Raw genomic sequence first — 24,834 nt, forward strand, 5'->3', positions numbered from 1 at the left:
CTAGCGTGCACTTGCAAGCCTTTTGCAATAAGAGGTCGGAGGGGATCCGCCATGCCCGTCTACACGCTTCCTGAACTGCCGTACGACTACTCCGCGCTCGCCCCCGTGATCAGCCCCGAGATCATCGAGCTGCACCACGACAAGCACCACGCGGCCTATGTGAAGGGCGCCAACGACACCCTGGAGCAGCTTGCCGAGGCGCGGGACAAGGAGTCGTGGGGCTCGGTCAACGGCCTGGAGAAGAACCTGGCCTTCCACCTCTCCGGCCACATCCTGCACTCGATCTACTGGCACAACATGACCGGTGACGGCGGTGGCGAGCCGCTGGAGAAGGACGGCGTGGGCGAGCTCGCCGAGGCGATCGCCGAGTCCTTCGGCTCCTTCGCGGCCTTCAAGGCGCAGCTGTCCAAGGCCGCCGCGACCACGCAGGGCTCCGGCTGGGGCGTGCTGGCCTACGAGCCGCTGAGCGGCCGGCTGATCGTCGAGCAGGTCTACGACCACCAGGGCAACGTGGGCCAGGGCGCGACCCCGATCCTGGTCTTCGACGCCTGGGAGCACGCCTTCTACCTGCAGTACAAGAACCAGAAGGTGGACTTCATCGAGGCGATGTGGCAGGTCGTGAACTGGCAGGACGTGGCGAAGCGCTACGAGGCCGCCAAGTCCAGGGTGAACACGCTGCTGCTGGCCCCGTGAGGGCCCGGGTCGTCCTGCCTCGTGATCGTCTTCTCACCCTTCACGGCGGCAGGCGGTAGGAGGGAGGCCCCCGCGAGGACGTGACTCGCGGGGGCTTCCCGTCGTGGGCGGTGGCCGGCGGTCAGGGCTTGCGGGCCAGGCCGCCGTGCTGGCCGATCGGCCGGGGGGCCGTACCGTCCGCAGTGGGGTCCGGGCGCCACAGCGGGACGGACACCACGCCGGGCTCGACCAGTTCGAGGCCGTCGAAGTAGGCCGCGATCTGCTCGACGGGGCGCAGGAAGTACGGGACGGCGCCGGTCTCGTTGTAGCCGTCCTGCGCCTGCTCGTAGTCGGGGTCGGTGCCCCGCGATCCGTCGTTGACGGACAGGTAGCTGCCGGAGGGCAGGCCGGCCATCAGGCGGCGCACCAGGTCGCGGGCCTGGTCGTGGTCGGCCACGTGGCCCAGGATGCCGCTGAGGATCAGGGCGGTGGGCCGGGTGAGGTCGAGGGTCTTGCCGGCGGCTTCGAGGATGCGCTCGGGCTCGAAGAGGCTCATGTCCTCGTAGGAGGTCGCCCCCTCGGGGCTGGAGGTGAGCAGCGCGCGGGCGTGGGCGAGGACCAGGGGGTCGTTGTCGACGTAGACGATCCGGGCGTCGGGGGCGTACCGCTGCGCGACCTCGTGGGTGTTGTCCACGGTGGGCAGCCCGGTGCCGACGTCCAGGAACTGCCGCACCCCCGCCTCCAGCACCAGGTGGCGGATGCTGCGGCCGAGGAAGGCGCGGCTGCTGCGGGCGATCGTGACAATGCCCGGGAAGACCGCGGTGTAGGCGTCGCCGGCCGCCTCGTCCACGGGGTAGTTGTCCTTGCCGCCCAGCCAGTAGTTCCAGATCCGGGCCGAGTGCGGCACAGAGGTGTCGATCTCCGTCATGGGGTCTCCGTCAGGGTGGGTACGCCGCCGAGGTCGTCGTGGGCGAGCGTACGGCGCCGCGGATCCGAACGCGCGCTCGGGGCCCAAGTGACGGCCGGGGGCGGGATGTTGGCCGGTGCGCGAGGCGCGTCCGACGGCGCGCGTGACCGCTTTGCGCGCCGGGCGGGCGTCACTGCCCCGGGCCCGGCCTCTGGCGCGGCGCGTGGCGGCGCGCTGTACTGCCGTTCCCGGCGCGGCCCGGTGGACGGCGGCCGTCCCGGCCCGGCGGCGATCACGCGGAGGAGCCGATGAGGAAGAGCCTGGCCTGTCCCACCTGCGGCGGTATGCAGGAGTTCCGCCCGCTCGACGACGCCGAGAAGGCGGCCGTGAGGGAGATCCTCGAGATCAGGTACGTGCACGACTACTGGCGCTGCGACGTGGCCGGCTGCCTGCGGTTCCAGCGCTGGGACAAACAGCGCGACGGCGGCCTGCTGCCGGAGGTCTTCCGGAAGCGGGCCGCCGCCGCGGAGTGAGGGAGGAAGCCGGGTCTACAGGTTGCTGAAGTCCGGTTCCTTGGTGCGGGTGCGCTTGATCTCGTAGAAGCCGGGGACGGAGGCGACGGCGATCGTGCCGTCCCAGAGCCTGGCCGCCTCCTCGCCCTTGGGCGCGGGGGTGACGACCGGGCCGAAGAAGGCGATCTGCTCGCCGTCGGTGCCGGGGACGGCGATGATCGGGGTGCCGACCTCCTGGCCGACCTTGTCGATGCCCTCCTTGTGGGAGGCGCGCAGCTCGGCGTCGAACTCGAAGTCCTCCTGGTCGGCGTAGTCGATCAGGTCGGCGGGCAGCCCCACGTCGGCCAGCGCGCCGGCCAGGGCCTCGCGGGTCTCCTGCGCGTTGTTGTGGACGCGGGTGCCGAGCGCCGTGTAGAGGGGGCCGAGGACCTCGTCGCCGTGCTTCTGCCAGGCCGCGGTCACCACGCGCACGGGCTTCCACGCCTCGGTCGACAGCAGCTCTCGGTAGTCCTCGTCCAGCTGGTCCAGCTTGTCCTCGTTGAGCACCGCCAGGCTCATGATGTGCCAGCGGACCTCGATGTCCCGCACCTTCTCCACTTCCAGCACCCAGCGGGAGGTCATCCAGGCCCACGGGCACAGCGGGTCGAACCAGAAGTCGACGGGAGTCTTGTCCGACATGTTTCTCCTCGTGCAGCGTGCTCAGCGATCCGTTTCACCACGTGAACACGGGCTTTGACCCGGCCATTCCCGGCTGCGGCGCGTCAGGGGCGCATGGCAGGATCGGTGCTGTCCGCATCGTGAACACATCCGAGGGAGTGCCGCCCGTGCCCGGTGAGAATCTGTCCCGCGACGAGGCCCGGGAGCGGGCCGCCCTGCTGTCCGTCGACGGGTACGAGGTGTCCCTCGACGTGCGCTCGGCCATCGGCGGCGAGGAGGGGGAGGGCCCGCGCACCTTCCGTTCCGTCACCACGATCCGCTTCCGCTGCAACGAGCCCGGCGCGACCAGCTTCGCCGACCTGATCGCACCGAGCGTGACCGCCGTGTCCCTCAACGGCCGCGACCTCGACCCGAGCGAGGTCTTCGACGGCTCCCGGATCGTCCTGGAGGACCTGGCCGCCGACAACGAGCTGGTCGTCGACGCGCAGTGCGCCTACTCCCGCACCGGCGAGGGCCTGCACCGCTTCGTCGACCCCGAGGACGGCGAGGTGTACCTGTACACCCAGTACGAGCCGGCCGACTCCCGCCGGGTGTTCGCGAACTTCGAGCAGCCGGACCTCAAGGCCCCCTTCCGCTTCGAGGTGCGGGCGCCGCAGGAGTGGACGGTGTGGAGCAACGGCGCCGGCGAGCGCACCGACGGGGTGTGGCGGTTCGCGGAGACGAAGCCGATCTCCACGTACATCACGTGCGTGGTGGCGGGGCCGTACCACTACGTGACGGACTCCTACGAGCGCGTGTTCGAGGACGGCACCCGGCTGGAGATCCCCCTCGGCGCCCTGTGCCGCAAGGGACTGGCGCCGCACTTCGACGCCGACGACGTCTTCCTGGTCACCAAGCAGGGCCTGGACTTCTTCCACGACCACTTCGACTACCCGTACCCCTTCGGCAAGTACGACCAGGCGTTCGTGCCGGAGTACAACCTCGGCGCGATGGAGAACCCGGGCCTGGTGACCTTCCGCGAGGAGTACATCTTCCGCGGGAAGGTGACGCAGGCGTCGTACGAGGGCCGCGCCAACGTGATCCTGCACGAGATGGCGCACATGTGGTTCGGCGACCTGGTCACCATGGAGTGGTGGGACGACCTGTGGCTGAAGGAGTCCTTCGCCGACTTCATGGGCGCCTTCTCGCTGGTCGGCGCCACCCGCTTCACCGACGGCTGGATCACCTTCGCCAACCGCCGCAAGGCCTGGGCGTACCGCGCCGACCAGCTGCCGTCCACCCACCCGATCACGGCCGACATCCGCGACCTTCAGGACGCCAAGCTCAACTTCGACGGCATCACCTACGCCAAGGGCGCCTCCGTGCTCAAGCAGCTCGTGGCCTACGCCGGTCAGGACGCCTTCCTGGAGGGCGCCCGGCGCTACTTCAAGCGGCACGCGTACGGCAACACCCGCCTCGGTGACCTGCTGTCGGTGCTGGAGGAGACCAGCGGACGCGACATGGCCGCCTGGGCGCGGTCCTGGCTGCAGACGGCGGGCGTCAACTCCCTCACCCCGCAGGTGCTGCTGGACGCCGAGGGGCGGATCGACGAGCTGGCCGTCGTGCAGGAGGCGGCGGAGTCCCACCCCGAACTGCGCCCGCACCGGGTGCGGGTGGGCCTGTACCGGCGCACCGGGGGCGGCGCGCTGGAGCGCTACGCCTCCGAGGAGCTGGACGTCGACGGGCCCCGGACCGTGGCCGCCGGCCTCGCCGGCGCCGAGGCGCCCGAGCTGGTCCTCGTCAACGACGACGACCTGACGTACTGCAAGACCCGCTTCGACGAGACCTCGCTGGCGACGCTCAAGGAGCACCTGGGCGCGCTGACCGACCCGCTGGCCCGCGCCCTGTGCTGGTCGGCGCTGTGGAACATGACCCGGGACGCGCTGCTCCCGGCCCGGGACTTCGTCGGCCTGGTGCTGCGGTTCGCCGGGCGCGAGTCGGACATCGGCGTCCTGCAGATGCTGCACGCCTGGGCGAACTCGGCGCTGGTGCACTACGCGGCGCCGGCCTGGCGGGAGACCGGCGGCCGGCTGCTCTCCGAGGGGGCGCTGCGGGAGCTGCGGGACGCCGGGCCGGGCAGCGAGCACCAGCTGGCGTGGGCGCGCTTCTTCGCCTCGGTGGCCTCCGACGAGGGCGATCTGCGGCTGCTGCGGGGCCTGCTGGAGGGCACCGAGAAGATCGACGGGCTGGAGGTGGACCAGGAGCTGCGCTGGGCGTTCCTGGAGCCGCTCGCCGCGCACGGCGTCGCCGACGAGGGCGTCCTCGCCGCCGAGCTGGCCCGTGACGACACGGCCTCCGGCAAGCGCCACCAGGTGCGCTGCCTGGCCGCCCGTCCGTCGGCGGCGGTGAAGGCGCAGGCCTGGGCCCAGGTGGTGGAGTCCGACGCGCTGTCGAACGCCCTGGTGGAGGCGACGATCGCAGGCTTCTCGCAGTCCTCGCAGCGGGAGCTGCTCGCGCCGTACGCGCAGAAGTACTTCGCGGCGATCGAGCGGGTGTGGACCGAGCGGTCCATCCAGATCGGCATGGACGTGGTCCGGGGCCTGTTCCCGGCGCTCCAGGACTCGCCGGCCACGCTGGAGGCGACGGACGCGTGGCTGTCCGCGCACGAGGGGGCGGCACCCGCCCTGCGCCGGCTGGTGCTGGAGGCGCGGGACGACCTGGCGCGGGCGCTGCGCGGACAGGCGTGCGACACGGCGGCGGCCGGCTAATACCCCTGGCCAACGCTTGGGCGCTCCGTCATCGTTACAAGATGATTGCCCTGCGGCCGTAACCCCTGGCCCGCACCGGCCGGACCAGGGGTTTTCGGCATCCGAACACCCGTCCTTTAGGGCGGTCTTGTCCGTATTCGTCGACGGACGTGTAACAGCGGTTAAGGGGTGGCCCGGGGGCGGGAAGTCCCGGGACATGACCCACAACACCCCGCTCTCCCCGCGCCCCCTGCACCACCTGGCCCACGGCGGCCGCCGCCTGCTGACGACCGCCCAGCTGCGGGCGCACGGCGTCTCCGCCACCGAGACCGAAGAACAGTGCCGGCCCGGCGGGCCCTGGCAGCAGCTTCTCCCCGGCGTCGTCCTGCTCCACCCCGGGCCGCCGACCAGCGAGGAGCGGCTGCACGGGGTGCTGCTGTACGCGGCACGGGAACGGGCCGCCGGCGTCCCGGTCCAGCCGGGCGGTGACGGGCAGCCACCCGGACCCGGCGGTACGGAGGCCGTGATCACGGGCCTGGCCGCGCTGACCCTGCACGGCTTCTCCGCCGCGCCCCCGCTGCCTTCCCTGGAGGCCATCGACGTCCTGGTCCCCCGGCTGCGCCGGCTGCGCTCGACGGGCTGCGCGCGGATCGTCCGCACCCTCGCGCTGCCCACGCCGGTGCAGGTCACCGGCGTACCCGTGGCACCGGTGGCCCGGGCGCTGGCCGACGCGGTGGCGGCGCTGACGGACGCGGGCGCCGTGCGCCGGCTGCTGACGGAGGCGGTGCGCGGCGGGCACTGCGAGCCGGCCGCGGTGGTGCGGGAGCTGACCCGGGCCCGGCTGCTGAGCCGTCCGCACGTGGTGGACGCGGTGGACTCGCTGCTGGCCGAGGGCCGGGCGATGACGGAGGAGCGGCTGTACCGGATGGTGCGCGAGCACGGTCTGCCGGACCCGGTCTGGAACGTGGACCTGCGCCTGCCCGGCGGTCCCCATCTCGGCGGCGTGGACGCCTACTGGCCCGAGCAGGCGGTGGCCCTGGAGCTGGACACCCGCGCCCACCGGCAGGAGGACGACGCACTGTGGTCGGAATACGCGCGCAAGCGCGAGCACTTGGAACGACTGGGCATCACGGTCGTGCACCTGACGCCCCGCAAGCTGCGCGACAGCGCGGAGCAGCAGGCGGCGGTGGTCCGTACGGCGCTGATGGCGGCGGGCGACCGGGAACCCGCCGCGTATGTCGTGGTGCTGCCCCGGTAGTGACGGACCGGGAAGCACCAGGAGGGGAGAGGAGGGGCCGCCGGCGCGCCGGCGGCCCCTCCTCGTGTCGTCCGGGGAGCTCCCCCGCTCACCGTCCGGCGGGCGGCCGTTCGCGCCACAGCCGCAGCCCGGCGTCCACCAGCGGCACCCGGGTCAGGCCGGACACGGCGGTCAGGTCCTGCCAGGCCGCCAGGTCCGTGGATCCGCCGACCTCGTAACGCAGTTCGCCGCCGGTGACCCGCGCCTCGTAGAGGATCCGCACCCCGTGGTGGTCCACCGGCCGCCCGAAGCGTCCGGGGCGCGTCGTGCGGAGCGAGTCGACGCCGAGCAGGCCGGTGACCTCGACGCGGTACCCGGTCTCCTCCGCCACCTCCCGCACCACCGTGTCGTGGGGATCCTCCCCGTGCTCCATGCCGCCGCCCGGCAGCACCCACTCCGGCACCCCGCCGGGCCCCGGTGACCGGGCGAGCAGTATCCGTCCGTCGCGGACGCATATGGCGTAGGCCGCCACCCTCAATTTCCGGCGCACGCCGGGACGTTAACCCGGCCGCGGCGGAGATTGCGCTGGGGCCCGCGGGAATGTCATGAGGTGCCCGGTACGTCCCCCTTGGCATGTGGCGGAAGTACGCCATGGCTCCATTCCGTCCCGGTCAACCCTCCCCAAACATCGATCTCTTGAGTAAAGCTGAGCGGTCGTCCGGGATCGCATTCCGGACTTCCTCGACCAGGACCGATCGGCCCCGGTCGCTGACGCTCGTTCCTTTACCTACAAGGGATGCCGATGACCCACACCCCCCAGCGCGACCCGATACCGGGCGCGAGACGCGCGGCCCGCATTGCCGTGGCCGCGGGTCTCGTCGCCGCGCTCTGCGCGGTCGGGCCCGTACCCCTGGCCCTCGCCGCCGACGACCCCCAGGCCGCACCGCCGGCCGGCTCCGCCGTCAAGTCCGCCCACGACAAGCTCGGTTCCGACGACGCGGACCTGCTCGCCGAGGCCAAGGCCGACGGCGAGAAGAACGTCACGATGATGATCGCGACCGCGCCCGGCGGGACCGAGCAGGTCGCGAAGCAACTGGACGCGGTCCAGGGCGGCACCGTGGGCCGGACCTACGACAAGCTCGGCTACGTCCGCGCCACCGTCCCGACCTCGAAGGCGGACGCGGCCATCGCCGCCGCCGCGAAGCTCTCCTCCGTGCACGGCATCGACCTGCGCGAGGAGATACCGCTGGACGACCCGACACCGGGCGCGGACAGGGCGAAGGGCGCCGCGCACCAGGGCTCGTCCGGCTACGCGGCGCCGAACCGGAGGACCCCCGCCGAGAACCCGTACAACCCGTCCTTCGAGACGGGCGCCGTCGACTTCGTGCAGCAGAACCCGAAGGCGGACGGCCGCGGCATCACCATCGGCATCCTCGACTCGGGCGTGGACCTCGCGCACCCGGCGCTGCAGAAGACCACCACCGGCGAGCGCAAGATCGTCGACTGGGTGACCGCGACCGACCCGGTCGTCGACGGCGACCGGACCTGGCGCCCGATGCTGACCGGCGTCTCCGGGCCCACCTTCACCTACGGCGGCGAGACCTGGAAGGCCCCGGCGGGCTCCTACCGGGTCAGCACCTTCCTGGAGTCGTACACCACCGGCGGCGACGCCGCGGGCGACGCCAACCGGGACGGCGACACCACCGACTCCTGGGGCGTCCTCTACGACGCGGCGGCCGGCACGGTCCGCGTCGACCTGAACGGCAACCACGACTTCGGCGACGACACCCCGATGAAGCCGTACAAGGACGGCTTCCAGATCGGCTGGTTCGGCACCGACGACCCGTCCACCGACGTCGCCGAGCGCCAGCCGTTCGTGGTCGAGATCCGCAAGGACGTCGTCTACAACTCCTCCGGCGCCAAGGCCGACTTCGTCAACATCGGCGTCATCGAGGGCTCGCACGGCTCGCACGTCGCCGGCATCACCGCCGCCAACGGCCTGTTCGGCGGCAGGATGAACGGCGCGGCCCCCGGCGCCAAACTGGTCTCCTCCCGCGCCTGCACCTGGAGCGGCGGCTGCACCAACGTCGCGCTCACCGAGGGCATGATCGACCTCGTCGTCAACCGCGGCGTCGACATCGTCAACATGTCGATCGGCGGTCTGCCGGCGCTCAACGACGGCAACAACGCGCGCGCCGAGCTGTACACGCGGCTCATCGACACCTACGGCGTCCAGCTGGTGATCTCCGCCGGCAACTCCGGACCCGGCGCCAACACCATCGGCGACCCGTCCCTGGCCGACAAGGTCATCTCGGTCGGCGCGTCCATCTCCCGGGAGACCTGGGCCGCCAACTACGGCTCCGTGGTGGAGAAGAAGTACGCGATGATGCCGTTCTCCTCGCGCGGTCCGCGTGAGGACGGCGGGTTCACGCCGACGCTGACCGCGCCCGGCGCCGCGATCAACACCATCCAGACCTGGCTGCCCGGCGCCCCGGTCACCGAGGCGGGCTACGACCTGCCGGCCGGCTACGGCATGCTCCAGGGCACCTCGATGGCGTCCCCGCAGGCCGCGGGCGCCTCCGCGCTGCTGCTGTCCGCCGCGAAGCAGCGGGGCATCGACCTCACCCCGGCCAAGCTGCGCACGGCCCTGACCTCCACCGCCGACCACATCAAGGGTGTGCAGGCGTACGAGGAGGGCGCGGGCCTGATCGACGTGGTGGACGCCTGGGAGGCGATCCGGGACGGTGCCACCGCCCACGACTACACGGTCCAGGCACCCGTCGACACCGCGATCGACCAGTTCCTGAAGACCCCGGGCAAGGGCACCGGCCTCTACGACCGCGAGGGCGGCCTGAAGGCCGGGCAGAAGAAGACGTACGACATCACGATCACCCGTACGTCCGGCGCCGACAGGCCGGTCCGGCACGAGCTGGACTTCGAGAACAACGCCGACGGCACCTTCCGGATCGTCGGCCCGGACGAGGTGAGCCTGCCGCTGAACAAGCCGGTCACCGTCAAGGTCCAGGCCGCGCCGCGTTCCGCCGGCCTGAAGAGCGCGATCCTGGAAGTCGACGACCCGCGCACCGAGGGCGTCGACAAGCAGATCCTGTCGACGGTCGTGGTCTCCGCGCCGCTGGAGTACTCCTTCTCCGCGAAGGACTCGGTGCAGCGCAACAGCACCGAGTCGTACTTCGTGACCGTTCCCGAGGGCGCGAAGACGCTGGAGGTGGCGATCGGCGGGCTCAAGAGCAAGAGCCAGACCCGGTTCATCGCCATCCACCCCTACGGCGTCCCGGTCGACAACACCTCCACGCCGTACTGCTACAACAACTACCTCGACGGCAACGGCTGCCGGCCCGACGTGCGCGCGTACGCCGACCCGCAGCCCGGCGTCTGGGAGATCGAGGTCGAGTCGCGGCGCACCTCGCCTCTGCTGGACAACCCCTACGAGCTGGACGTCACCGTGCTCGGCGCGGCCTTCGACCCCGAGGTCGTGACCGTGCCCGAGGCCAAGGCCGGCACCCCGGCCACCGCCTCCTGGAAGGTGACCAACGAGTTCGCCGCCCTCGACGGCAAGCTGACCGGCGGCCCGCTCGGCTCGGCCGAGACGTCGCGCCCGTCGATCAAGCAGGGTGAGAAGCGGACCTCCACGGTCGAGGTGCCCGAGGGCGCGACGGCGCTGGACGTCGCCATCGGGGGCGTCTCCGACGCGGCCGCCGACCTGGACCTGACGGTCTACGACAAGAACGGCGACGTCGTCGGGCAGTCCGCCGACGGCGACTCGGAGGAGTCGGTCTCCGTGGCGAAGCCGGCCGCCGGTACGTACACCGTCGAGGTCGTGGGCTACGCGGTGCCGTCCGGCACCACGGAGTACGACTACCGGGACGTGTTCTTCGCCGCCTCCCTCGGCTCGGTCAGCGTGGACGCGGCGCCGGTGAAGCTCGGCACGGGTGCGTCGGCGACGGTCTCCGGCAGCGTCACCGCGCTGGCCGCCGCTCCCGAGGGCCGCGAGTTCTTCGGCCAGGTCCAGCTGGTGAACGCGCGCGGCACGGTCGCGGGCGTCGGCAGCGTCCGGATCGGGAAGGTCGTGCCGTAGTCCGGTGCGGCACGGGCGGGGGCGGGCGCCTTGCGGGGCGCCCGCCCTTTTCCGTGCTCCCGGCCGGTCAGTCGCAGGTCAGGGTGCGGGACTCGGGGAGGGAGGCGGTGATCCGGGCGCGGACGGGGGCGATGACGTCCTCGCCGACGAACACGGCGTCCGGGGCCGCCGCGTGCCGGGGGATGCTGACGAGCGTGCGGTCGCCCGGGCCGAGCGGGACGGCGGTGTCCTCGTCCTGGACGAAGGTGATCTCGTCCGTCTCCGGCTGCGCGGGCTTGTAGGAACGGGTCAGGTGCACGGTGACCCGCTGCCCGGCCGCCCCGGGCCCCGGCTCGACGCCGGTCACCGTACCCTCGGCCACCAGACGGGCGCAGGCGAGGTCCAGGGGGCCGCCGAAGCCGGGACGGGACTCGGCGGAGTCCTGCTGCTTGGCGCCCGACGCCGCGCTGTCCGCCCCCGCGCCGCCGATGCCGCCGCCCTGCACCACCAGCCACCCGAGGCCGGTCACCACCGCACCGGCGCAGGCCACCGCGAGGGCGCGGAAGGCGAGGACGAGGGGACGGCGCCGGGGAGGCCGCACCGGTGCGGGGAGCACGGGTGCCGCGGGTTCCTGTTCGGGGGGCGAGGCGCCCAGCGTCCGTCCGATGATCCCCAGCTGCTCCCGCAGCAGCGCCACGTCGGCGGCGGCCGACCGGTGCTCGGCCAGGAGGGCGGCGTCCGCGCGGGCCTCGGGCGGCAGCGGCTCGCCCGTGATCGCGGCCATCAGCGCGTCGTCCCCACCGGGGTGTCCGGCGGCCATGTCACACCACCTCGTCCTCGTGCAGCCGGGCCCTGAGCGCCCGTACCGCCGTGTGCAGCCTGCTCTTGACCGTTCCTTCCGGGATGCCCAGCTCCTCGGCGATGCCGCGCACCGGCAGGTCGGCGTAGAAGCGCAGGACGAGGACCTGCCGCTGGGCGTCGGGGAGTTCGTCCAGGCCCCGGGCGACGGCGAGGGAGAGCAGGCTGGTGTCCTCGCCGGAGGGGTGGTCCGACTGGCGCAGCGCGGCGAGCCGTTCGCCGAGCCGGTCCTGGCGGCGCCGGGCCCGGTGCCAGTCCATGGCGAGGTTGGAGGCGACGACCGCCGCCCACGCCGAGACGTCGCGCGGCGCCTCCCGTCCGCTCGCCGCCCGCTCCAGCAGCCGCAGGCGGACCTGCTGCACCCCGTCCGGCAGGTCCGCCTGCGGCACGCCGCCCAGCGCGAGCACCGCCCGCACCCGGCGTTCCTGGTCCGCGTCCAGCGGGTCGTCGAGTACGGCGTCCCCCTGGCCGCGGCGGGCCTTTCTGCGCAGCACAGCCACCCCTCTCCTCGCCGCGTTTCCCCTATGACGCCGGTCCGGGCGGAAACGTTCACCCGGACCGGGAACGATCTTCCGGACCCTTGACCTCCACTTCTCCCCTCCATCGACTTCACAGCTCCTTCACTGTCACCATGTGCCTCATGACGCACATCACCAAGGGCGCGAACACCCCTGTCCCGGCAGCGCCCCTGCGGGTCGCGGTCTGCCGGCAGAACGTTCCGGGAGCACCGGCCGTGGACGCCTCCGCACTGCTGCTCGACGCCGCCGGCAAGGTCCGCGGCGACGCCGACCTCGTCTTCTACAACCAGCCCGCGCATCCCTCGGGTGCCGTACGGCACGCGGGGACGGCCGACGGGGGCGGTCAGGTGGCCGAGTGGCTGGAGGTGGACCTGCCGCGGGTGGAGCCCGCCGTCCAGCGGGTGCTGATCGCCGGGTCGTGCGACGGCGGGGTGTTCGGCCAGGTACCCGGGCTGTACGTGCAGGCCCTGACGCCCGAGGGCGCGGTGGTGGCGCACTACGCGGTGAGCGACGCGACGAGCGAGACGGCGTTCGTGCTCGGGGAGTTCTACCGCAGGAACGGCGAGTGGAAGTTCCGGGCGGTGGGGCAGGGATACGCCTCGGGCCTGGCGGGGCTGGCGACGGACTTCGGGATAGCCGTGGCGGAACCGGCACCCCCGGCCGCCCCACCCGCTCCGGCACCCCCGGCGGCCCCACCGGCTCCGGTGGCCGCACCGATGGCGGCTCCCGCACCCGCCCCGGCACCGGTCGCCGCACCGGTCGCGGCCCCCGCCGCCCCGCCGGCGGACGCCGCGCCCCACTCCTTCGGCCCCGAGTTCCACCCGTACACCCAGCGCGGCCACGGCAACGGCGTGGTCTCCGTGGACGTCCCCCTGCCGCCGGGACCGGTCGTCGTCGAGGCCTGGCACCAGGGCGACGGCTACTTCGGGCTGCACACCCTCAACCGCCGCAACAAGGACGGCGACCTGCTGTTCAATTCCACCCTGCGCGACTTCCGCGGCCGGATCCTGGTCCAGCCGTCGCAGGACCGCCCCCTGCGGCTGCGGGTGGAGGCGGACGAGGACTGGACGGTGCTCGTCCAGCCCCTCTCGGTGCTCCGCCGCCTGGGCACCGGGCCCCTCCAGGGCTACGGCCCCGAGGTCGTCGCCTACACCGGGCCCGTGGCCGACCTGGACGTGGACTTCGCCGGCGACGAGGACGGCGGCGGCTACTTCGGCCTGTGGACCCTGGAAGCGGCCCGGCTGCACGACCTCGACGACCGCGACCTGCTGGTCAACGACACCGACCGGCTGCGGCAGACGGTGCCGCTCCCCGACGGCCCGCTCCTGGTGCTCCTGGAGGCCGACGGCCCCTGGCAGCTCACCGCCCGCCCCCTGACCGTGCCGGACGAGGCCACCGCGCAGGCCACGGGCGCCTATACCGGCCGCGGCGGGAAGACCGTCACGCTGGTCAACCCGGCGCCCGGACGGCCGGCGCTGCTGGAGTACGCCTTCAACGGGGGCGAGGGGCTCTTCGGCCACCGGGTGCTGCTGCTCGACGAGTACGACGACGAGGAGGAGTTCCTCCAGGGCTCCCGGCACGGGCGGCACGGCCGGACCGTCGTGTTCCGCAAGGGCGAGGCACAGGCGCGGCTGAAGCTGGAGGACGTGGGCGACTGGAGCCTGCGCCTGCTGCCCATCGAACAGGCCCCGCCGCTCGCCGGCCCCGCCGAGGGACGCGGCAGCACCGTCTTCCGCTACGACGGCCCGCCCGCCCTGCTGGGCCTGCGCCGCACCACCTCCGACGAGAACGGGCTGGCCACCCACACCCTCCAGGCCGACGGCCAGGTGAAGATCTCCGCCGACACCGTCCGGCGGCGCCCGATCACCGGCCCGGTGTGGGTCTCGCCGGCGGGCTACTGCTACGTCCTGGTCTCCACCGCCGACGAGACCGGCTGGCGGCTCGACCCGGCCGACCTGGCCGGCGTGCCGGTCCTCGGACCGCACCCGGTCGAGGGACAGGGCTATGGAGTCGTACGTCACACCGGGCCGGAGGCCGAGGTCATGCTCCGGCACGAACCGCGCGGCCAGCTCGACCTTCCGGTGCTGTGGGAACTGGACGAACGCCTGGAACCGGTACGCCGGATCAGTACGGCTTCCGGTCTGCAGCGCGTTCCGAGCGGATATCTGCAGATCCGGACGTCCGGCCGCTGGACCCTGGAGCCCCGGGCGTGAGCCCTGTCACCACCCCTTTCGTGTCCCAGTACACGGGCAAAGGATTGGACACGTGGCCATGGGAGAGACGCATCATGGAAAAGCCCCGGCCACGCAGGCCGGCACACGCACGTCACGAGAGGAAGTCACCGTGAGGGTCGGAATCGTCGGAGCCACCGGTCAGGTCGGCACGGTCATGCGCAGGATTCTCACGGAGCGCGACTTCCCGGTCACCGAGCTGCGCCTGTTCGCCTCGGCCCGTTCCGCGGGCAAGGACCTGGACGGCGTGACGGTGGAGGACGCGGCGACCGCCGACTACTCCGGCCTGGACATCGTGCTGTTCTCCGCGGGCGGCGCCACCTCCAAGGCGCTGGCCGAAAAGGTCGCCTCCCAGGGCGCGGTCGTGATCGACAACTCCTCGGCCTGGCGGCGGGACCCCGACGTGCCGCTGGTGGTCTCCGAGGTGAACCCGCACGCGATCGCGAGCCGCCCCAAGGGCATCATCGCCAACCCGAACTGCACCACGATGGCCGCGATGCCGGTGCTGCGGCCGCTGCACGCCGAGGCGGGCCTCGAAGCCCTGGTCGTCGCCACCTACCAGGCGGTGTCCGGCTCGGGCCTCGCCGGTGTCGACGAGCTGTTCGAGCAGGTCAAGAAGGTCGGCGAGGACGCCCCGAAGCTCACCCACGACGGTTCGGCGGCGCAGTTCCCCGAGCCGCACAAGTACGTCGCTCCGATCGCGTACAACGTGCTGCCGCTGGCCGGCTCGATCGTCGACGACGGCCTGAACGAGACCGACGAGGAGCAGAAGCTCCGCCACGAGTCCCGCAAGATCCTGGAGATCCCCGGGCTGAAGGTCTCCGGCACCTGCGTGCGCGTGCCCGTCTTCACCGGCCACTCCCTCCAGGTCAACGCCCGTTTCGCCCGTCCGATCAGCGTGGAGCGCGCCAAGGAGCTGCTGGGCGGTGCCCCGGGTGTCGCCCTCGCCGACGTCCCGACCCCGCTCCAGGCGGCCGGCCAGGACCCGTCGTACGTCGGCCGTATCCGCAAGGACGAGACCGTCGACAACGGCCTCGCCCTGTTCGTCTCCAACGACAACCTCCGCAAGGGCGCCGCGCTGAACGCGGTGCAGATCGCGGAGCTGGTGGCGGCGGAGCTCGGGGCGAAGTAGTCCTGCCGGGTTCGCGGGGCGGTCACCCGTTGGTGGCCGCCCCTGCTTCTTCTCGGGGGTGCGGGCCTTCGCGGGCGCCGTCAGGGGGCCGGCGGCCGCCGCACCTCGAAGTGCAGGCACCCGTACTCCACCGCCCTGACGTGCACGAGCGCCACGTCGGGGTCGCCGAACGCCTCGTCGAAGGCCGCGTCGAAGGCGGTGGTGGGCTCCGCCGGGAGTTCCAGGAGGCGGCCGCCGGTGATCCGGCCGCGGCCGTCGTAGCGGCGCACGGTGCGCAGGGCGCCGGGGCGGTCGAAGGGGTAGCGGTCCGGGTCGCCGTCCGTGGGGCCGCCGCAGTCGTCGGCGTGGATGAAGACCGGGCCCTGTTCGTCGTACGCCCCGGGGCGGGCGCCCGCCGACGCGGCCCAGCGACGCAGCGGCGCGTACGAGACGAGGGCGATGCGCTCGCCCTCGCGGATCGGGCGCAGACAGCAGCGCAGCGGCGAGCCGGCGTCGTCGCCGGTGGCGTCGTACGGGGCACAGGGCATGCCCGCGTCGTCGGTGGTGCGCAGTTCCTTGAGTGCGGCGGCGTCGATGGGCCGTGCGGTGTACCTGGTCATGGCTCCAGGCTGGCCCGGCGCCCGGGTGCTTCACCGGCGGAAAACGGACATCGCGCTCGTGTCCCCCGCGTGGAAGGATGACGGCGAACGTCACGAGCGTAGAACGCAGACCGCACTAGGAGATGACCGCGTGCCTGGCACAAACCTGACTCGCGAAGAGGCGCAGCAGCGGGCGAAGCTGCTCACCGTTGACTCGTACGAGATCGATCTCGACCTCTCCGGCGCGCAGGAGGGCGGGACCTACCGGTCCGTGACGACGGTCCGCTTCGACGTCGCGGAGAACGGGGCCGAGTCCTTCATCGACCTCGTGGCCCCGGCGGTCCACGAGGTGACGCTCAACGGGGACGCCCTCGACCCCGCCGAGGTCTTCAAGGACTCCCGGATCGCGCTGCCGGGCCTGCTGGCGGGCCGCAACGTCCTGCGGGTCGTCGCCGACTGCGCGTACACGAACACCGGTGAGGGTCTGCACCGGTTCGTCGACCCGGTCGACGACCAGGCCTATCTCTACACGCAGTTCGAGGTGCCCGACGCCCGCCGGGTGTTCGCGAGCTTCGAGCAGCCGGATCTGAAGGCGACCTTCCAGTTCACCGTGAAGGCGCCCGAGGGCTGGACCGTCATCTCCAACTCGCCCACGCCCGAGCCCAAGGACAACGTCTGGGTCTTCGCGCCGACGCCGCGGATCTCGACGTATGTCACGGCCCTGATCGTCGGCCCGTACCACTCGGTGCACAGTGTGTACGAGAAGGACGGCCGGTCGGTTCCGCTCGGCATCTACTGCCGTCCGTCGCTCGCCGAGCACCTGGACTCGGACGCCATCTTCGAGGTGACCCGGCAGGGCTTCGACTGGTTCCAGGAGAAGTTCGACTACGCGTACCCGTTCGAGAAGTACGACCAGCTCTTCGTGCCGGAGTTCAACGCGGGCGCGATGGAGAACGCGGGCGCGGTCACCATCCGCGACCAGTACGTCTTCCGCTCGAAGGTGACGGACGCGGCGTACGAGGTGCGGGCCGCCACGATCCTGCACGAGCTGGCCCACATGTGGTTCGGCGACCTGGTCACCATGGAGTGGTGGAACGACCTGTGGCTGAACGAGTCGTTCGCCACCTTCGCCGAGGCCGCCTGCCAGGCCGACGCGCCCGGCTCGAAGTGGCCGCACTCGTGGACGACGTTCGCCAACTCCATGAAGACCTGGGCGTACCGGCAGGACCAGCTGCCGTCCACGCACCCGATCATGGCCGACATCCGCGACCTGGACGACGTGCTCGTCAACTTCGACGGCATCACGTACGCCAAGGGCGCCTCCGTGCTCAAGCAGCTGGTGGCCTACGTCGGCGAGGACGAGTTCTTCCGGGGCGTGCAGGCGTACTTCAAGCGGCACGCGTTCGGCAACACCCGGCTGACCGACCTGCTGGGCGCCCTGGAGGAGACCTCCGGCCGCGACCTGAAGAGCTGGTCGAAGGCGTGGCTGGAGACGGCCGGCATCAACATCCTGCGCCCGGAGATCGAGACGGACGCGGAGGGCACCATCACGTCCTTCGCCGTCCGCCAGGAGGCCCCGGCCCTCCCGGAGGGCGCCAAGGGCGAGCCCACGCTGCGCCCGCACCGCATCGCGGTCGGCTTCTACGACCTCGACGCCGACGGCAGGCTGGTGCGCGGCGACCGGGTCGAGCTGGACGTCGACGGCGAGCTGACGGCCGTGCCCGAGCTGGCCGGCAGGCGCCGCCCGGCGGTGGTGCTGCTCAACGACGACGACCTGTCCTACGCCAAGGTCCGCCTGGACGAGCAGTCGCTCGCCGTCGTCACCGAGCACCTCGGCGACTTCCAGGAGTCCCTGCCCCGCGCCCTGTGCTGGGCGTCGGCGTGGGACATGACCCGGGACGCGGAACTCGCGACCCGCGACTACCTCTCCCTGGTCCTGTCCGGCGTCGGCAAGGAGTCCGACATCGGCGTGGTGCAGTCGCTGCACCGGCAGGTGAAGCTGGCGATCGACAGTTACGCCGACCCGGCCGCCCGCGAGGCGCTGCTCACCCGCTGGACGGAGGCCACGCTGGCCCACCTGCGCGCCGCCGAGGCGGGCGGCGACCACCAGCTGGCCTGGGCGCGGGCGTTCGCCGCGACGGCCAGGACGCCGGAGCAGCTGGACCTCCTGGAGGGCCTGCTGGACGGCTCCGAGACCATCGAGGGGCTGGCCGTCGACACCGAGCTGCGCTGGGCGTTCGTGGAGCGGCTCGCGGCCGTGGGCCGGTTCGACGAGACCGAGATCGCGGCCGAGTACGAGCGGGACAGGACGGCGGCGGGCGAGCGTCACGCCGCGACGGCGCGGGCGGCCCGCCCGACCCCGGAGGCCAAGGCGGAGGCGTGGGCGTCGGTCGTGGAGTCCGACAAGCTGCCGAACGCCGTGCAGGAGGCGGTCATCGCCGGCTTCGTGCAGAGCGACCAGCGGGAGCTGCTGGCGCCGTACACCGACCGGTACTTCGACGCCGTCAAGGGCGTCTGGGAGTCCCGCTCGCACGAGATGGCCCAGCAGATCGCCGTCGGCCTGTACCCGGCGGTCCAGGTGACCCGGGAGACGCTGGAGAAGACGGACGCCTGGCTGTCGTCCGCCGAGCCGAACGCGGCCCTGCGGCGCCTGGTCTCGGAGTCCCGCTCGGGCGTGGAGCGCGCCCTGAAGGCCCAGGCGGCCGACGCGGCGGCCTCCCGCTAGGACCGGCACCGCAGGCGGGGCGCCCGACACGACACCGGGCGCCCCGCCTGAGCCGAGCGCTCACTTCCGCGACTGGAGCCTCCGGGCCGCACCGCGTCCCGTGCGCCAAGGATGTGGCCCCGGCCCACGACACCGGGGGCCCGCCGCACCCAGTGCTCACTTCCGCCAACTGGAGCCTCCGGGCCGTATCGCGTCCCGAGTTCCAGGGGGTCGCCCCGGCCCACGACACCGGGGCCCGCCGCACCGAGCGCTCACTTCCGCGACTGGAGCCTCCGGGCCGCACCGCGTCCCGTGTTCCAGGGGTATCGTCCCCGGGCCTGGCCCAAGTCCTCCGGCAGAGCCCTCACCGCCCGGGGGACGCCAGGGCGGTGTCCGCGGTTGTGCGGAGGGTGGTCAGGACGCGGGCTACCGCGGGGGCCTCGGCGGCGCCCGTGCGGACGGCCGCGACCACGTGGCGGACGGGGCGGTCCGCCGCGAGTTCCCGCATCACCACGCCCTCCCGGCGGACGGCCGCCATGCGGGGCACCAGGGCGACGCCCATGCCGGCCTCCACCATCGCGAGGATCGCCGTCCAGCCGGCCGCCGCATGCCCCTGGTGGGGCCGGAACCCGGCCGCCTCGCACGCCGCCCGCGTGATGTCGGACCAGGGCCCGCTGCCGCCGAAGATCCACTGCTCGGCGGCCAGGTCGGCCAGCCGCAGCCGGTCCGCGCCGGCCAGCGGGTGGTCGCGGGGCAGGGCGACGTCCAGCGGGTCGGCGAGCAGCGGCACCCGCGTGAAGCGCGGGTCCGCCGCGGTCGGCGCCTGCGCCGCCAGGGACAGGGCGAGGTCCACCTCCCCCGCCGCCAGCAGCTCGTACGCCTCCTGCGCCTCTGCCTCCCGTACCCGCACCGACACCCCTGGGTGGCTCACCCGCAGCGCGGTCACGGCCGGTACGACGAGGGCGGGCACCGCGGTCGCGAAGGCGCCGACCCGTACCTCGCCGGCCTCCCCGTGCACGTAGGCGGCCAGTTCGGCGTCCGCCCGCTCCAGCTGCTCGAAGACGGCCTCGGCGTGCCGCAGCACCAGACGGGCCGCGTCCGTCAGCCGGACCCGGCGGCCCTGCGCCTGGAGCAGGGGGACGCCGAGCTGCCTGGAGAGGTTGGTCAGCTGCTGGGACACCGCCGAGGGCGTCATGCGCAGCGCCTCGGCCGTCGCGGTCACCGTCCCCCGTTCCCGCAGCGTGCGCAGGATCTGCAGCTTGCGGATGTCCCAGTCGGCCATGGCCGCAACCTATCGGCGGCCCGCGCTCCTCACCGGCGCGCCCCCGCACCGAGCATGACGCCGCCGAGGATCAGCGCCATGCAGCCCGCCTGCGCCCAGCCGGTCGGCTCGGCCAGCAGCACCCAGGACAGCAGGGCCACGCACACGGGCTGGAGGTAGTAGACGATGCCCGCGCGGGTCGGGCCGATCAGGGCGATCGCCTTGTTCCAGGCGAAGAACGCGAGGGCCGAGGAGGCGACGCCGACGTAGAGGAGGGGCAGGACCGTCCCGGGCGTCAGGGCGAAACCGCCCTGGACCGCGAGGCTGACGCCCTGGGCGGGCAGCAGCATGACGGTGCCGGTCAGGAAGGTGGCGAAGAGGAAGGCGGTGCCGTCGAGGGCGGCGGGCCGGCGGCGCAGCAGCGCGCTGTAGGAGCCGAAACAGCAGGCGGCGGCGATCATCCACAGGTCGCCGGTGGTGAACGACGCCCCGCCTCCGACGAGCAGCAGCACGCCCGCGCAGGCGGTCAGGAGCCCGGTGACGCGGCGGGCGCCCAGCCGTACGCCGCCCGCTCGTTCGAACACCGCCATCAGCACCGGCGAGGCCGCCATGATCATGCCCATGTTGGCGGCGGGGGTGGTGACGCCGGCCTGGTTGACGAGGGTGTTGTAGGTGGCGACGCCGAGCAGGGAGGCGAGCAGGACGAAACCGAGGTGCCGGCGGAGCAGCGCCCGCTGCCGCCAGGCCTGCCGGGCGCCGAACGGGGCGACGGCCACCAGCGCCACCACCCAGCGCCAGAAGGCGTGCTGGACGGGCGGCACGCTGTCCCCCAGGGCGCGGGAGGTGACGAAGCTGCCCGACCAGACGAGGGTGGCGAGCGCGGCCAGGCCGATCCCGAGGGCGACGGGCGTCGTCGCCTTCGGGACGGATGCGGTGGGTGCGGTGGAGGCGGTCGTCCGGCGGTCGGCTACGGCCACAGAGGTCCTTTCGCTGGGGCGGCGGTCGCGGTGGACCTACCGTCGCAGCGCGGTAACCGTCACGTCCATCGAATCTTTTCGACCATTCCTTTCAGCACTTCTGAACGGTCTGCCGCGTCCCGTCGTGCGCGGTGCGAGCTGGCCCGCGGCCGTCGCCCCGAACGCCAGCGCCATGCCCGCCACCTGGACCGGTGTCAGCGCCTCGCCGAGCGCCGCCCATCCGACGACGGCGGCGGTCAGCGGCGAGAGCGGGCCGAGGAAGGTGACCTGCGTGGCGGAGAGCCGGCCGATGCCGCGGAACCAGAGCCAGTAGGCGACCGCCGTGTTCGCCAGCGCCAGGTACAGATAGCCGGAGACCGCCGGGCCGTCCAGGGCGGGCGGGGCGCCCTCGACGAGCAGGGCGAGCGGGGCGATGAGCAGGCCGCCGGCCGTCAGCTGCCAGCCGGTGAGGGCCAGCGGGCCGACCCCCTCGGGGCGTCCCCACCGCTTGGTGAGCACGGTGCCGGTGGACATGGACGCGGTGGAGGCGAGCGCGGCCAGCACGCCGAGCGCGTCCAGCGCGCCGGCCGCCCGCAGCACGACCAGGCTGACGCCGAAGGCGGCGACGAGGCCGGTGAGGACGGAGCGGAGGGTGGGCCGCTGCCCCAGCAGCAGCGCCGACAGCCCGACGACCAGCAGCGGCCCGACCGAGCCGACGACGGCGGCCATGCCGCCGGGCAGCCGGTACGCGGACAGGAACAGCAGCGGGAAGAACGCCCCGATGTTCAGCGCGCCGAGCACCGCCGCCTTCCACCACCAGGCGCCGCGCGGCAGCACCCGGGCGAGGCCGAGCAGCAGCAGTCCGGCGGGCAGGGCACGCATCAGGCCGGTGAACAGGGGGCGGTCGGGCGGCAGGAGTTCGGTGGTGACGGCGTAGGTCGTGCCCCAGGAGACGGGAGCGAGGGCGGTCAGGGCGATGAGGGCGGGACGGCTGGCGGCCATGGAAGGCACCCTTCAAGTAGCTGAGTGGAAAGTAGATTAGCGCTAAGCTGCTTCTCGTCAAGCTACTTTCAATCAACCTAATTTCAAGCAACCTACTTCCGAGCAACTTTCTTGCGGACGACCGAAGACCCTCCGATACTCGTCCCATGACTGAACGCCCCGAGCAGCACAGGGACCCCGTCGACGCGATCATCGACCAGTGGGCGGCGGTGCGGCCCGACCTGGACACGGCCGCCATGGAGGTCTTCGGCCGCATCTACCGGCTCTCGCGCGCGATGGGCGACCGGATGGAGAAGGCGTACACGCGCTTTGGCATCTCCCGGGGGGAGTTCGACGTGCTGGCCACCCTGCGCCGCTCCGGCGAGCCCTACACGCTCTCCCCCCGGCAGCTCTCGGCCACGCTGATGCTCACCACCGGCGGCATGACGGGACGCCTCGACAAGCTGGAGCGGGCCGGGCTGCTGCGCCGCTCCCCCGACCCGCACGACCGCCGGGGCCTTCAGGTCACGCTCACCGACAAGGGGCTGGAGCTGATCGACGAGGCCGTCGGCGCCGGTCTCGCCGTCCAGACGGAGGCCCTGTCGGCCGCCCTGAACGACGAGCAGGCCGGCCAGCTGGCCGGCCTGCTGCGGGAACTGCTGTCGGCCACCGAGCGGTAGCCGTCCGCTCAGCCCACGTGCGCGGCGACCGCCGCCTCGATCGCCCGCCCGTCCGCGTCGTCCGCCGCCCAGGCCACGTACCCGTCGGGCCGCACCAGCACGGTCGTACGGCGTCCGCTCGCCCAGCGCTCCACGGCCAGCCGGTCCTCGCGTCCGGCGCCGCCCTCGTACGGCCGCGGGGTGATCAGCACGAACCGTCCGCCGCGCATCGCCTCGTGCAGCCGCCCGCCGGCCAGGGCGACGTCCGGGACCCGGGTGCCGGTCAGACGGTGGGCGCCCCTGGGGGCCGGGTAGCGGTAGCCGATGCCGGTGACCTGGCCGGTGACGCGGCGGCGGGCGGCGGGCACGCGGTCGAGGACCGTGGTGAGGGCCGCGCGCAGGGCCAGCGTCCAGGGGCGCTTGGCCATGGCGAGGCGCACGATGGCGCCGCTGCTGCGCAGCACGGTCCTGCCCACGGGGTGGCGTTCGGCCTGGTAGGTGTCCAGCAGCGCGGGGGCGGCGTGGCCGTGCAGCACGGCCGCCAGCTTCCAGCTCAGGTTGGCGGCGTCCTGGAGGCCGGTGTTCATGCCCTGCCCGCCGGCCGGGGAGTGCACGTGCGCCGCGTCGCCCGCGAGGAAGACCCGGCCCACCCGGTAGGCGGGTGCCTGCCGTTCGTCGCTGTGGAAGCGGGACATCCAGCGGGCGTCGTGCATCCCGTAGTCGCGGCCCAGGGCGAGGCGGGCGATCTCCTTGATCTCGTCCAGTTCGACGGGCTCGCTGTCGGGGACGTTGCGGCCGCGGTGCCAGCCGATCACCCGGTGGTAGCCGTCGCCGAAGGGTGCGAGGAAGGCGAAGGCGTCACCGACGGCGTTGGCCGTGAGCAGCGTCTCCGGCTGCTGGGCGAGCCGTACGTCGGCGAGGACGACGGAACGGATGACCGAGCGGCCCGGGAAGGGCAGCCCGATCGCCCGGCGCACGATGCTGCGCATCCCGTCGGCGCCGACGACGTACGCCGCCCGCAGCGTCCCCCGCTCCCCGTCGGGGCCGCGGACCTCGACGGTGACGCCGTCCGCGTCCTGCGCGAGCCCGGTCACCTCCGTCTCGTGCCGGAACTCCACCCCGGCCTTCACCGCACGCCGCTCCAGCACCTGCTCCACCTCGTACTGCGGCAGGACGAGGAGGTGGTTGAAGCGGGAGGGGAGGGCGTCCAGGTCCATGACGAGCCGGCCGAAGAGGCCGATCCGGTCCAGGGGCCGGCCGACGGCCTCCAGTTCCTCGGCGAGGCCGCGGGCGTCGAGCTGTTCGAGGCTGCGGGCGTGCAGGACGAAGGCGCGGGAGAGGTTGCTGATCCGGTGCGGGCGCTTCTCGACGAGGGTGACGGGGATGCCCGCGGCGGCGAGGTCACCGGCCAGCAGGAGGCCGGTGGGGCCGGAGCCCACGACGAGGACGGGACGGGGGGTGCCGTTCATCTGGGGCCTCCTGTGAGGTGCGAACGGACGCTGCTCGCTCTACGACCAACGTGCCACCGCCGAGCGAGGAAGTCAACGCGTGTTGGCAAACAATTGTTGGCCTATGCTCGTCACCATGCCGACCAGCAAACCCGTCCCCGCCTCCCGGCGTTCGGACGCCACCCGCGCCGCGATCCTCGACGCCGCCCGCGAGCGTTTCGCCACCGAGGGATACGAGCGGGCCACGATCCGCGCCATCGCCAGGGACGCGAACATCGACCCGTCCATGGTCATGCGGTACTACGTCAGCAAGGAGGGACTCTTCGCCGCGGCCGTCTCCGTGGACCTGGAGCTGCCTGACCTGTCCCAGGTGCCGCGCGAGGCCGTCGGTCGCGCCCTGGTGACGCACTTCCTCGCCATGTGGGAGGAGAACGAGGTGCTCACCGCCCTGCTCCGGGTCGGCGCCACGAACCCGGCCGGGGCCGAGCGCATGCAGGGCATCTTCCGCGACCAGGTGCTGCCGGTCGCACGGCAGGTGTGCCCGGACCCCGAGGGGGCACCCGCCCGGGCCGCGCTCGTCGCGTCGCAGCTGCTGGGGCTGGCGCTCACCCGGTACGTGCTGCGGTTCCCGTCGGCCGTGGAGCTGGACCGCGAGGAGATCGTGGCGTGGCTGGGGCCCACGGTGCAGGTGTACCTGTCGTCGGCCCACCCCTGAGCCCGCC

General features: G+C 72.8%; 20 protein-coding genes. 10 read left to right on the forward strand and 10 right to left on the reverse strand.

All coding sequences use genetic code 11. The features are described from left to right. Window positions 1–51 precede the first annotated feature (51 nt). Complete coding sequence (locus tag H0H10_RS03965; protein WP_188179388.1) at window positions 52–693, forward strand: superoxide dismutase; 642 nt, start codon at window positions 52–54, stop codon at window positions 691–693. 121 nt (window positions 694–814) lie between these two features. On the opposite strand, the gene H0H10_RS03970 is transcribed toward H0H10_RS03965, so the two are convergent. Then, on the reverse strand, window positions 815–1,600 hold the full coding sequence (locus tag H0H10_RS03970) for an SAM-dependent methyltransferase (protein WP_188179389.1): 786 nt from the start codon (window positions 1,598–1,600) through the stop codon (window positions 815–817). Between the two features lie 287 nt (window positions 1,601–1,887). Between H0H10_RS03970 and H0H10_RS03975 the strand changes: the two genes are divergently transcribed. After that, window positions 1,888–2,112, forward strand: coding sequence for a hypothetical protein (locus tag H0H10_RS03975; RefSeq protein WP_188179390.1), 225 nt, complete (start codon window positions 1,888–1,890; stop codon window positions 2,110–2,112). Between the two features lie 15 nt (window positions 2,113–2,127). On the opposite strand, the gene H0H10_RS03980 is transcribed toward H0H10_RS03975, so the two are convergent. Beyond that, window positions 2,128–2,769 (reverse strand): DsbA family protein, encoded by a 642-nt coding sequence (locus tag H0H10_RS03980; protein WP_188179391.1) that lies wholly within the window; start codon window positions 2,767–2,769, stop codon window positions 2,128–2,130. A 146-nt stretch (window positions 2,770–2,915) separates the two neighbouring features. On the opposite strand from H0H10_RS03980, the gene pepN (H0H10_RS03985) reads away from it, so the two are divergent. Together pepN (H0H10_RS03985) and H0H10_RS03990 are read left to right on the forward strand one after the other, a co-directional pair. After that, the gene (gene pepN, locus H0H10_RS03985) at window positions 2,916–5,495 is read left to right on the forward strand and encodes an aminopeptidase N (protein ID WP_188179392.1); all 2,580 of its coding nucleotides are present in this window, start codon (window positions 2,916–2,918) and stop codon (window positions 5,493–5,495) included. 196 nt (window positions 5,496–5,691) lie between these two features. Then, window positions 5,692–6,732 (forward strand): hypothetical protein, encoded by a 1,041-nt coding sequence (locus H0H10_RS03990; RefSeq protein ID WP_188179393.1) that lies wholly within the window; start codon window positions 5,692–5,694, stop codon window positions 6,730–6,732. An 88-nt stretch (window positions 6,733–6,820) separates the two neighbouring features. Here the strand turns inward: H0H10_RS03990 and H0H10_RS03995 are convergent, their stop codons facing one another. After that, the gene (locus H0H10_RS03995) at window positions 6,821–7,261 is read right to left on the reverse strand and encodes an NUDIX hydrolase (RefSeq protein WP_309141724.1); all 441 of its coding nucleotides are present in this window, start codon (window positions 7,259–7,261) and stop codon (window positions 6,821–6,823) included. 252 nt (window positions 7,262–7,513) lie between these two features. Here H0H10_RS03995 and H0H10_RS04000 point away from each other — a divergent pair, with 252 nt between their 5' ends. Continuing rightward, entirely contained in the window at window positions 7,514–10,807 is a 3,294-nt protein-coding gene (locus H0H10_RS04000) for a S8 family serine peptidase (protein WP_188179394.1), read from the forward strand. Window positions 10,808–10,874: 67 nt separating this feature from the next. Here H0H10_RS04000 and H0H10_RS04005 read toward each other — a convergent pair whose 3' ends face one another. Beyond that, window positions 10,875–11,606, reverse strand: a complete 732-nt coding sequence (locus H0H10_RS04005; RefSeq protein WP_188179395.1) for a hypothetical protein — start codon at window positions 11,604–11,606, stop codon at window positions 10,875–10,877. A 1-nt stretch (window position 11,607) separates the two neighbouring features. After that, window positions 11,608–12,144 carry an RNA polymerase sigma factor gene (locus tag H0H10_RS04010; RefSeq protein WP_188179396.1) on the reverse strand — a complete coding sequence of 179 codons (537 nt, stop codon included), beginning with the start codon at window positions 12,142–12,144 and terminating at the stop codon, window positions 11,608–11,610. A 140-nt stretch (window positions 12,145–12,284) separates the two neighbouring features. On the opposite strand from H0H10_RS04010, the gene H0H10_RS40680 reads away from it, so the two are divergent. Together H0H10_RS40680 and H0H10_RS04020 are read left to right on the forward strand one after the other, a co-directional pair. Further along, the gene (locus H0H10_RS40680; RefSeq protein WP_188179397.1) at window positions 12,285–14,375 is read left to right on the forward strand and encodes a TerD family protein; all 2,091 of its coding nucleotides are present in this window, start codon (window positions 12,285–12,287) and stop codon (window positions 14,373–14,375) included. Window positions 14,376–14,505: 130 nt separating this feature from the next. Further along, on the forward strand, window positions 14,506–15,525 hold the full coding sequence (locus H0H10_RS04020) for an aspartate-semialdehyde dehydrogenase (RefSeq protein ID WP_188179398.1): 1,020 nt from the start codon (window positions 14,506–14,508) through the stop codon (window positions 15,523–15,525). A gap of 80 nt (window positions 15,526–15,605) precedes the next feature. On the opposite strand, the gene H0H10_RS04025 is transcribed toward H0H10_RS04020, so the two are convergent. Then, window positions 15,606–16,124, reverse strand: a complete 519-nt coding sequence (locus H0H10_RS04025) for a DUF1203 domain-containing protein (RefSeq protein WP_188179399.1) — start codon at window positions 16,122–16,124, stop codon at window positions 15,606–15,608. Between the two features lie 130 nt (window positions 16,125–16,254). On the opposite strand from H0H10_RS04025, the gene pepN (H0H10_RS04030) reads away from it, so the two are divergent. Then, window positions 16,255–18,828, forward strand: coding sequence for an aminopeptidase N (gene pepN / locus H0H10_RS04030; protein WP_188179400.1), 2,574 nt, complete (start codon window positions 16,255–16,257; stop codon window positions 18,826–18,828). A 343-nt stretch (window positions 18,829–19,171) separates the two neighbouring features. Here the strand turns inward: pepN (H0H10_RS04030) and H0H10_RS04035 are convergent, their stop codons facing one another. The 3 genes from H0H10_RS04035 to H0H10_RS04045 are packed head-to-tail and all read right to left on the reverse strand — an operon-like array spanning window position 19,172 to window position 22,026. Continuing rightward, a complete protein-coding gene (locus tag H0H10_RS04035) occupies window positions 19,172–20,089 on the reverse strand; it encodes a LysR family transcriptional regulator (protein WP_188179401.1) in 918 nt (305 codons plus the stop codon). Window positions 20,090–20,118: 29 nt separating this feature from the next. Continuing rightward, entirely contained in the window at window positions 20,119–21,045 is a 927-nt protein-coding gene (locus H0H10_RS04040; protein ID WP_188179402.1) for a DMT family transporter, read from the reverse strand. Between the two features lie 36 nt (window positions 21,046–21,081). Then, on the reverse strand, window positions 21,082–22,026 hold the full coding sequence (locus H0H10_RS04045; protein WP_188179403.1) for an EamA family transporter: 945 nt from the start codon (window positions 22,024–22,026) through the stop codon (window positions 21,082–21,084). A 146-nt stretch (window positions 22,027–22,172) separates the two neighbouring features. Here H0H10_RS04045 and H0H10_RS04050 point away from each other — a divergent pair, with 146 nt between their 5' ends. Continuing rightward, window positions 22,173–22,685: a MarR family winged helix-turn-helix transcriptional regulator gene (locus H0H10_RS04050; RefSeq protein WP_188179404.1), complete on the forward strand. Its 513-nt coding sequence runs from the start codon at window positions 22,173–22,175 to the stop codon at window positions 22,683–22,685. An 8-nt stretch (window positions 22,686–22,693) separates the two neighbouring features. Here the strand turns inward: H0H10_RS04050 and H0H10_RS04055 are convergent, their stop codons facing one another. Further along, window positions 22,694–24,133: an FAD-dependent monooxygenase gene (locus H0H10_RS04055; protein WP_188179405.1), complete on the reverse strand. Its 1,440-nt coding sequence runs from the start codon at window positions 24,131–24,133 to the stop codon at window positions 22,694–22,696. A 115-nt stretch (window positions 24,134–24,248) separates the two neighbouring features. Between H0H10_RS04055 and H0H10_RS04060 the strand changes: the two genes are divergently transcribed. Next, a complete protein-coding gene (locus tag H0H10_RS04060; protein ID WP_188179406.1) occupies window positions 24,249–24,827 on the forward strand; it encodes a TetR/AcrR family transcriptional regulator in 579 nt (192 codons plus the stop codon). The last annotated feature ends 7 nt before the right edge of the window (window positions 24,828–24,834 follow it).

The sequence above is a fragment of the Streptomyces griseicoloratus genome (assembly GCF_014534645.1).
Classification (GTDB): Bacteria; Actinomycetota; Actinomycetes; order Streptomycetales; family Streptomycetaceae; genus Streptomyces; species Streptomyces griseicoloratus.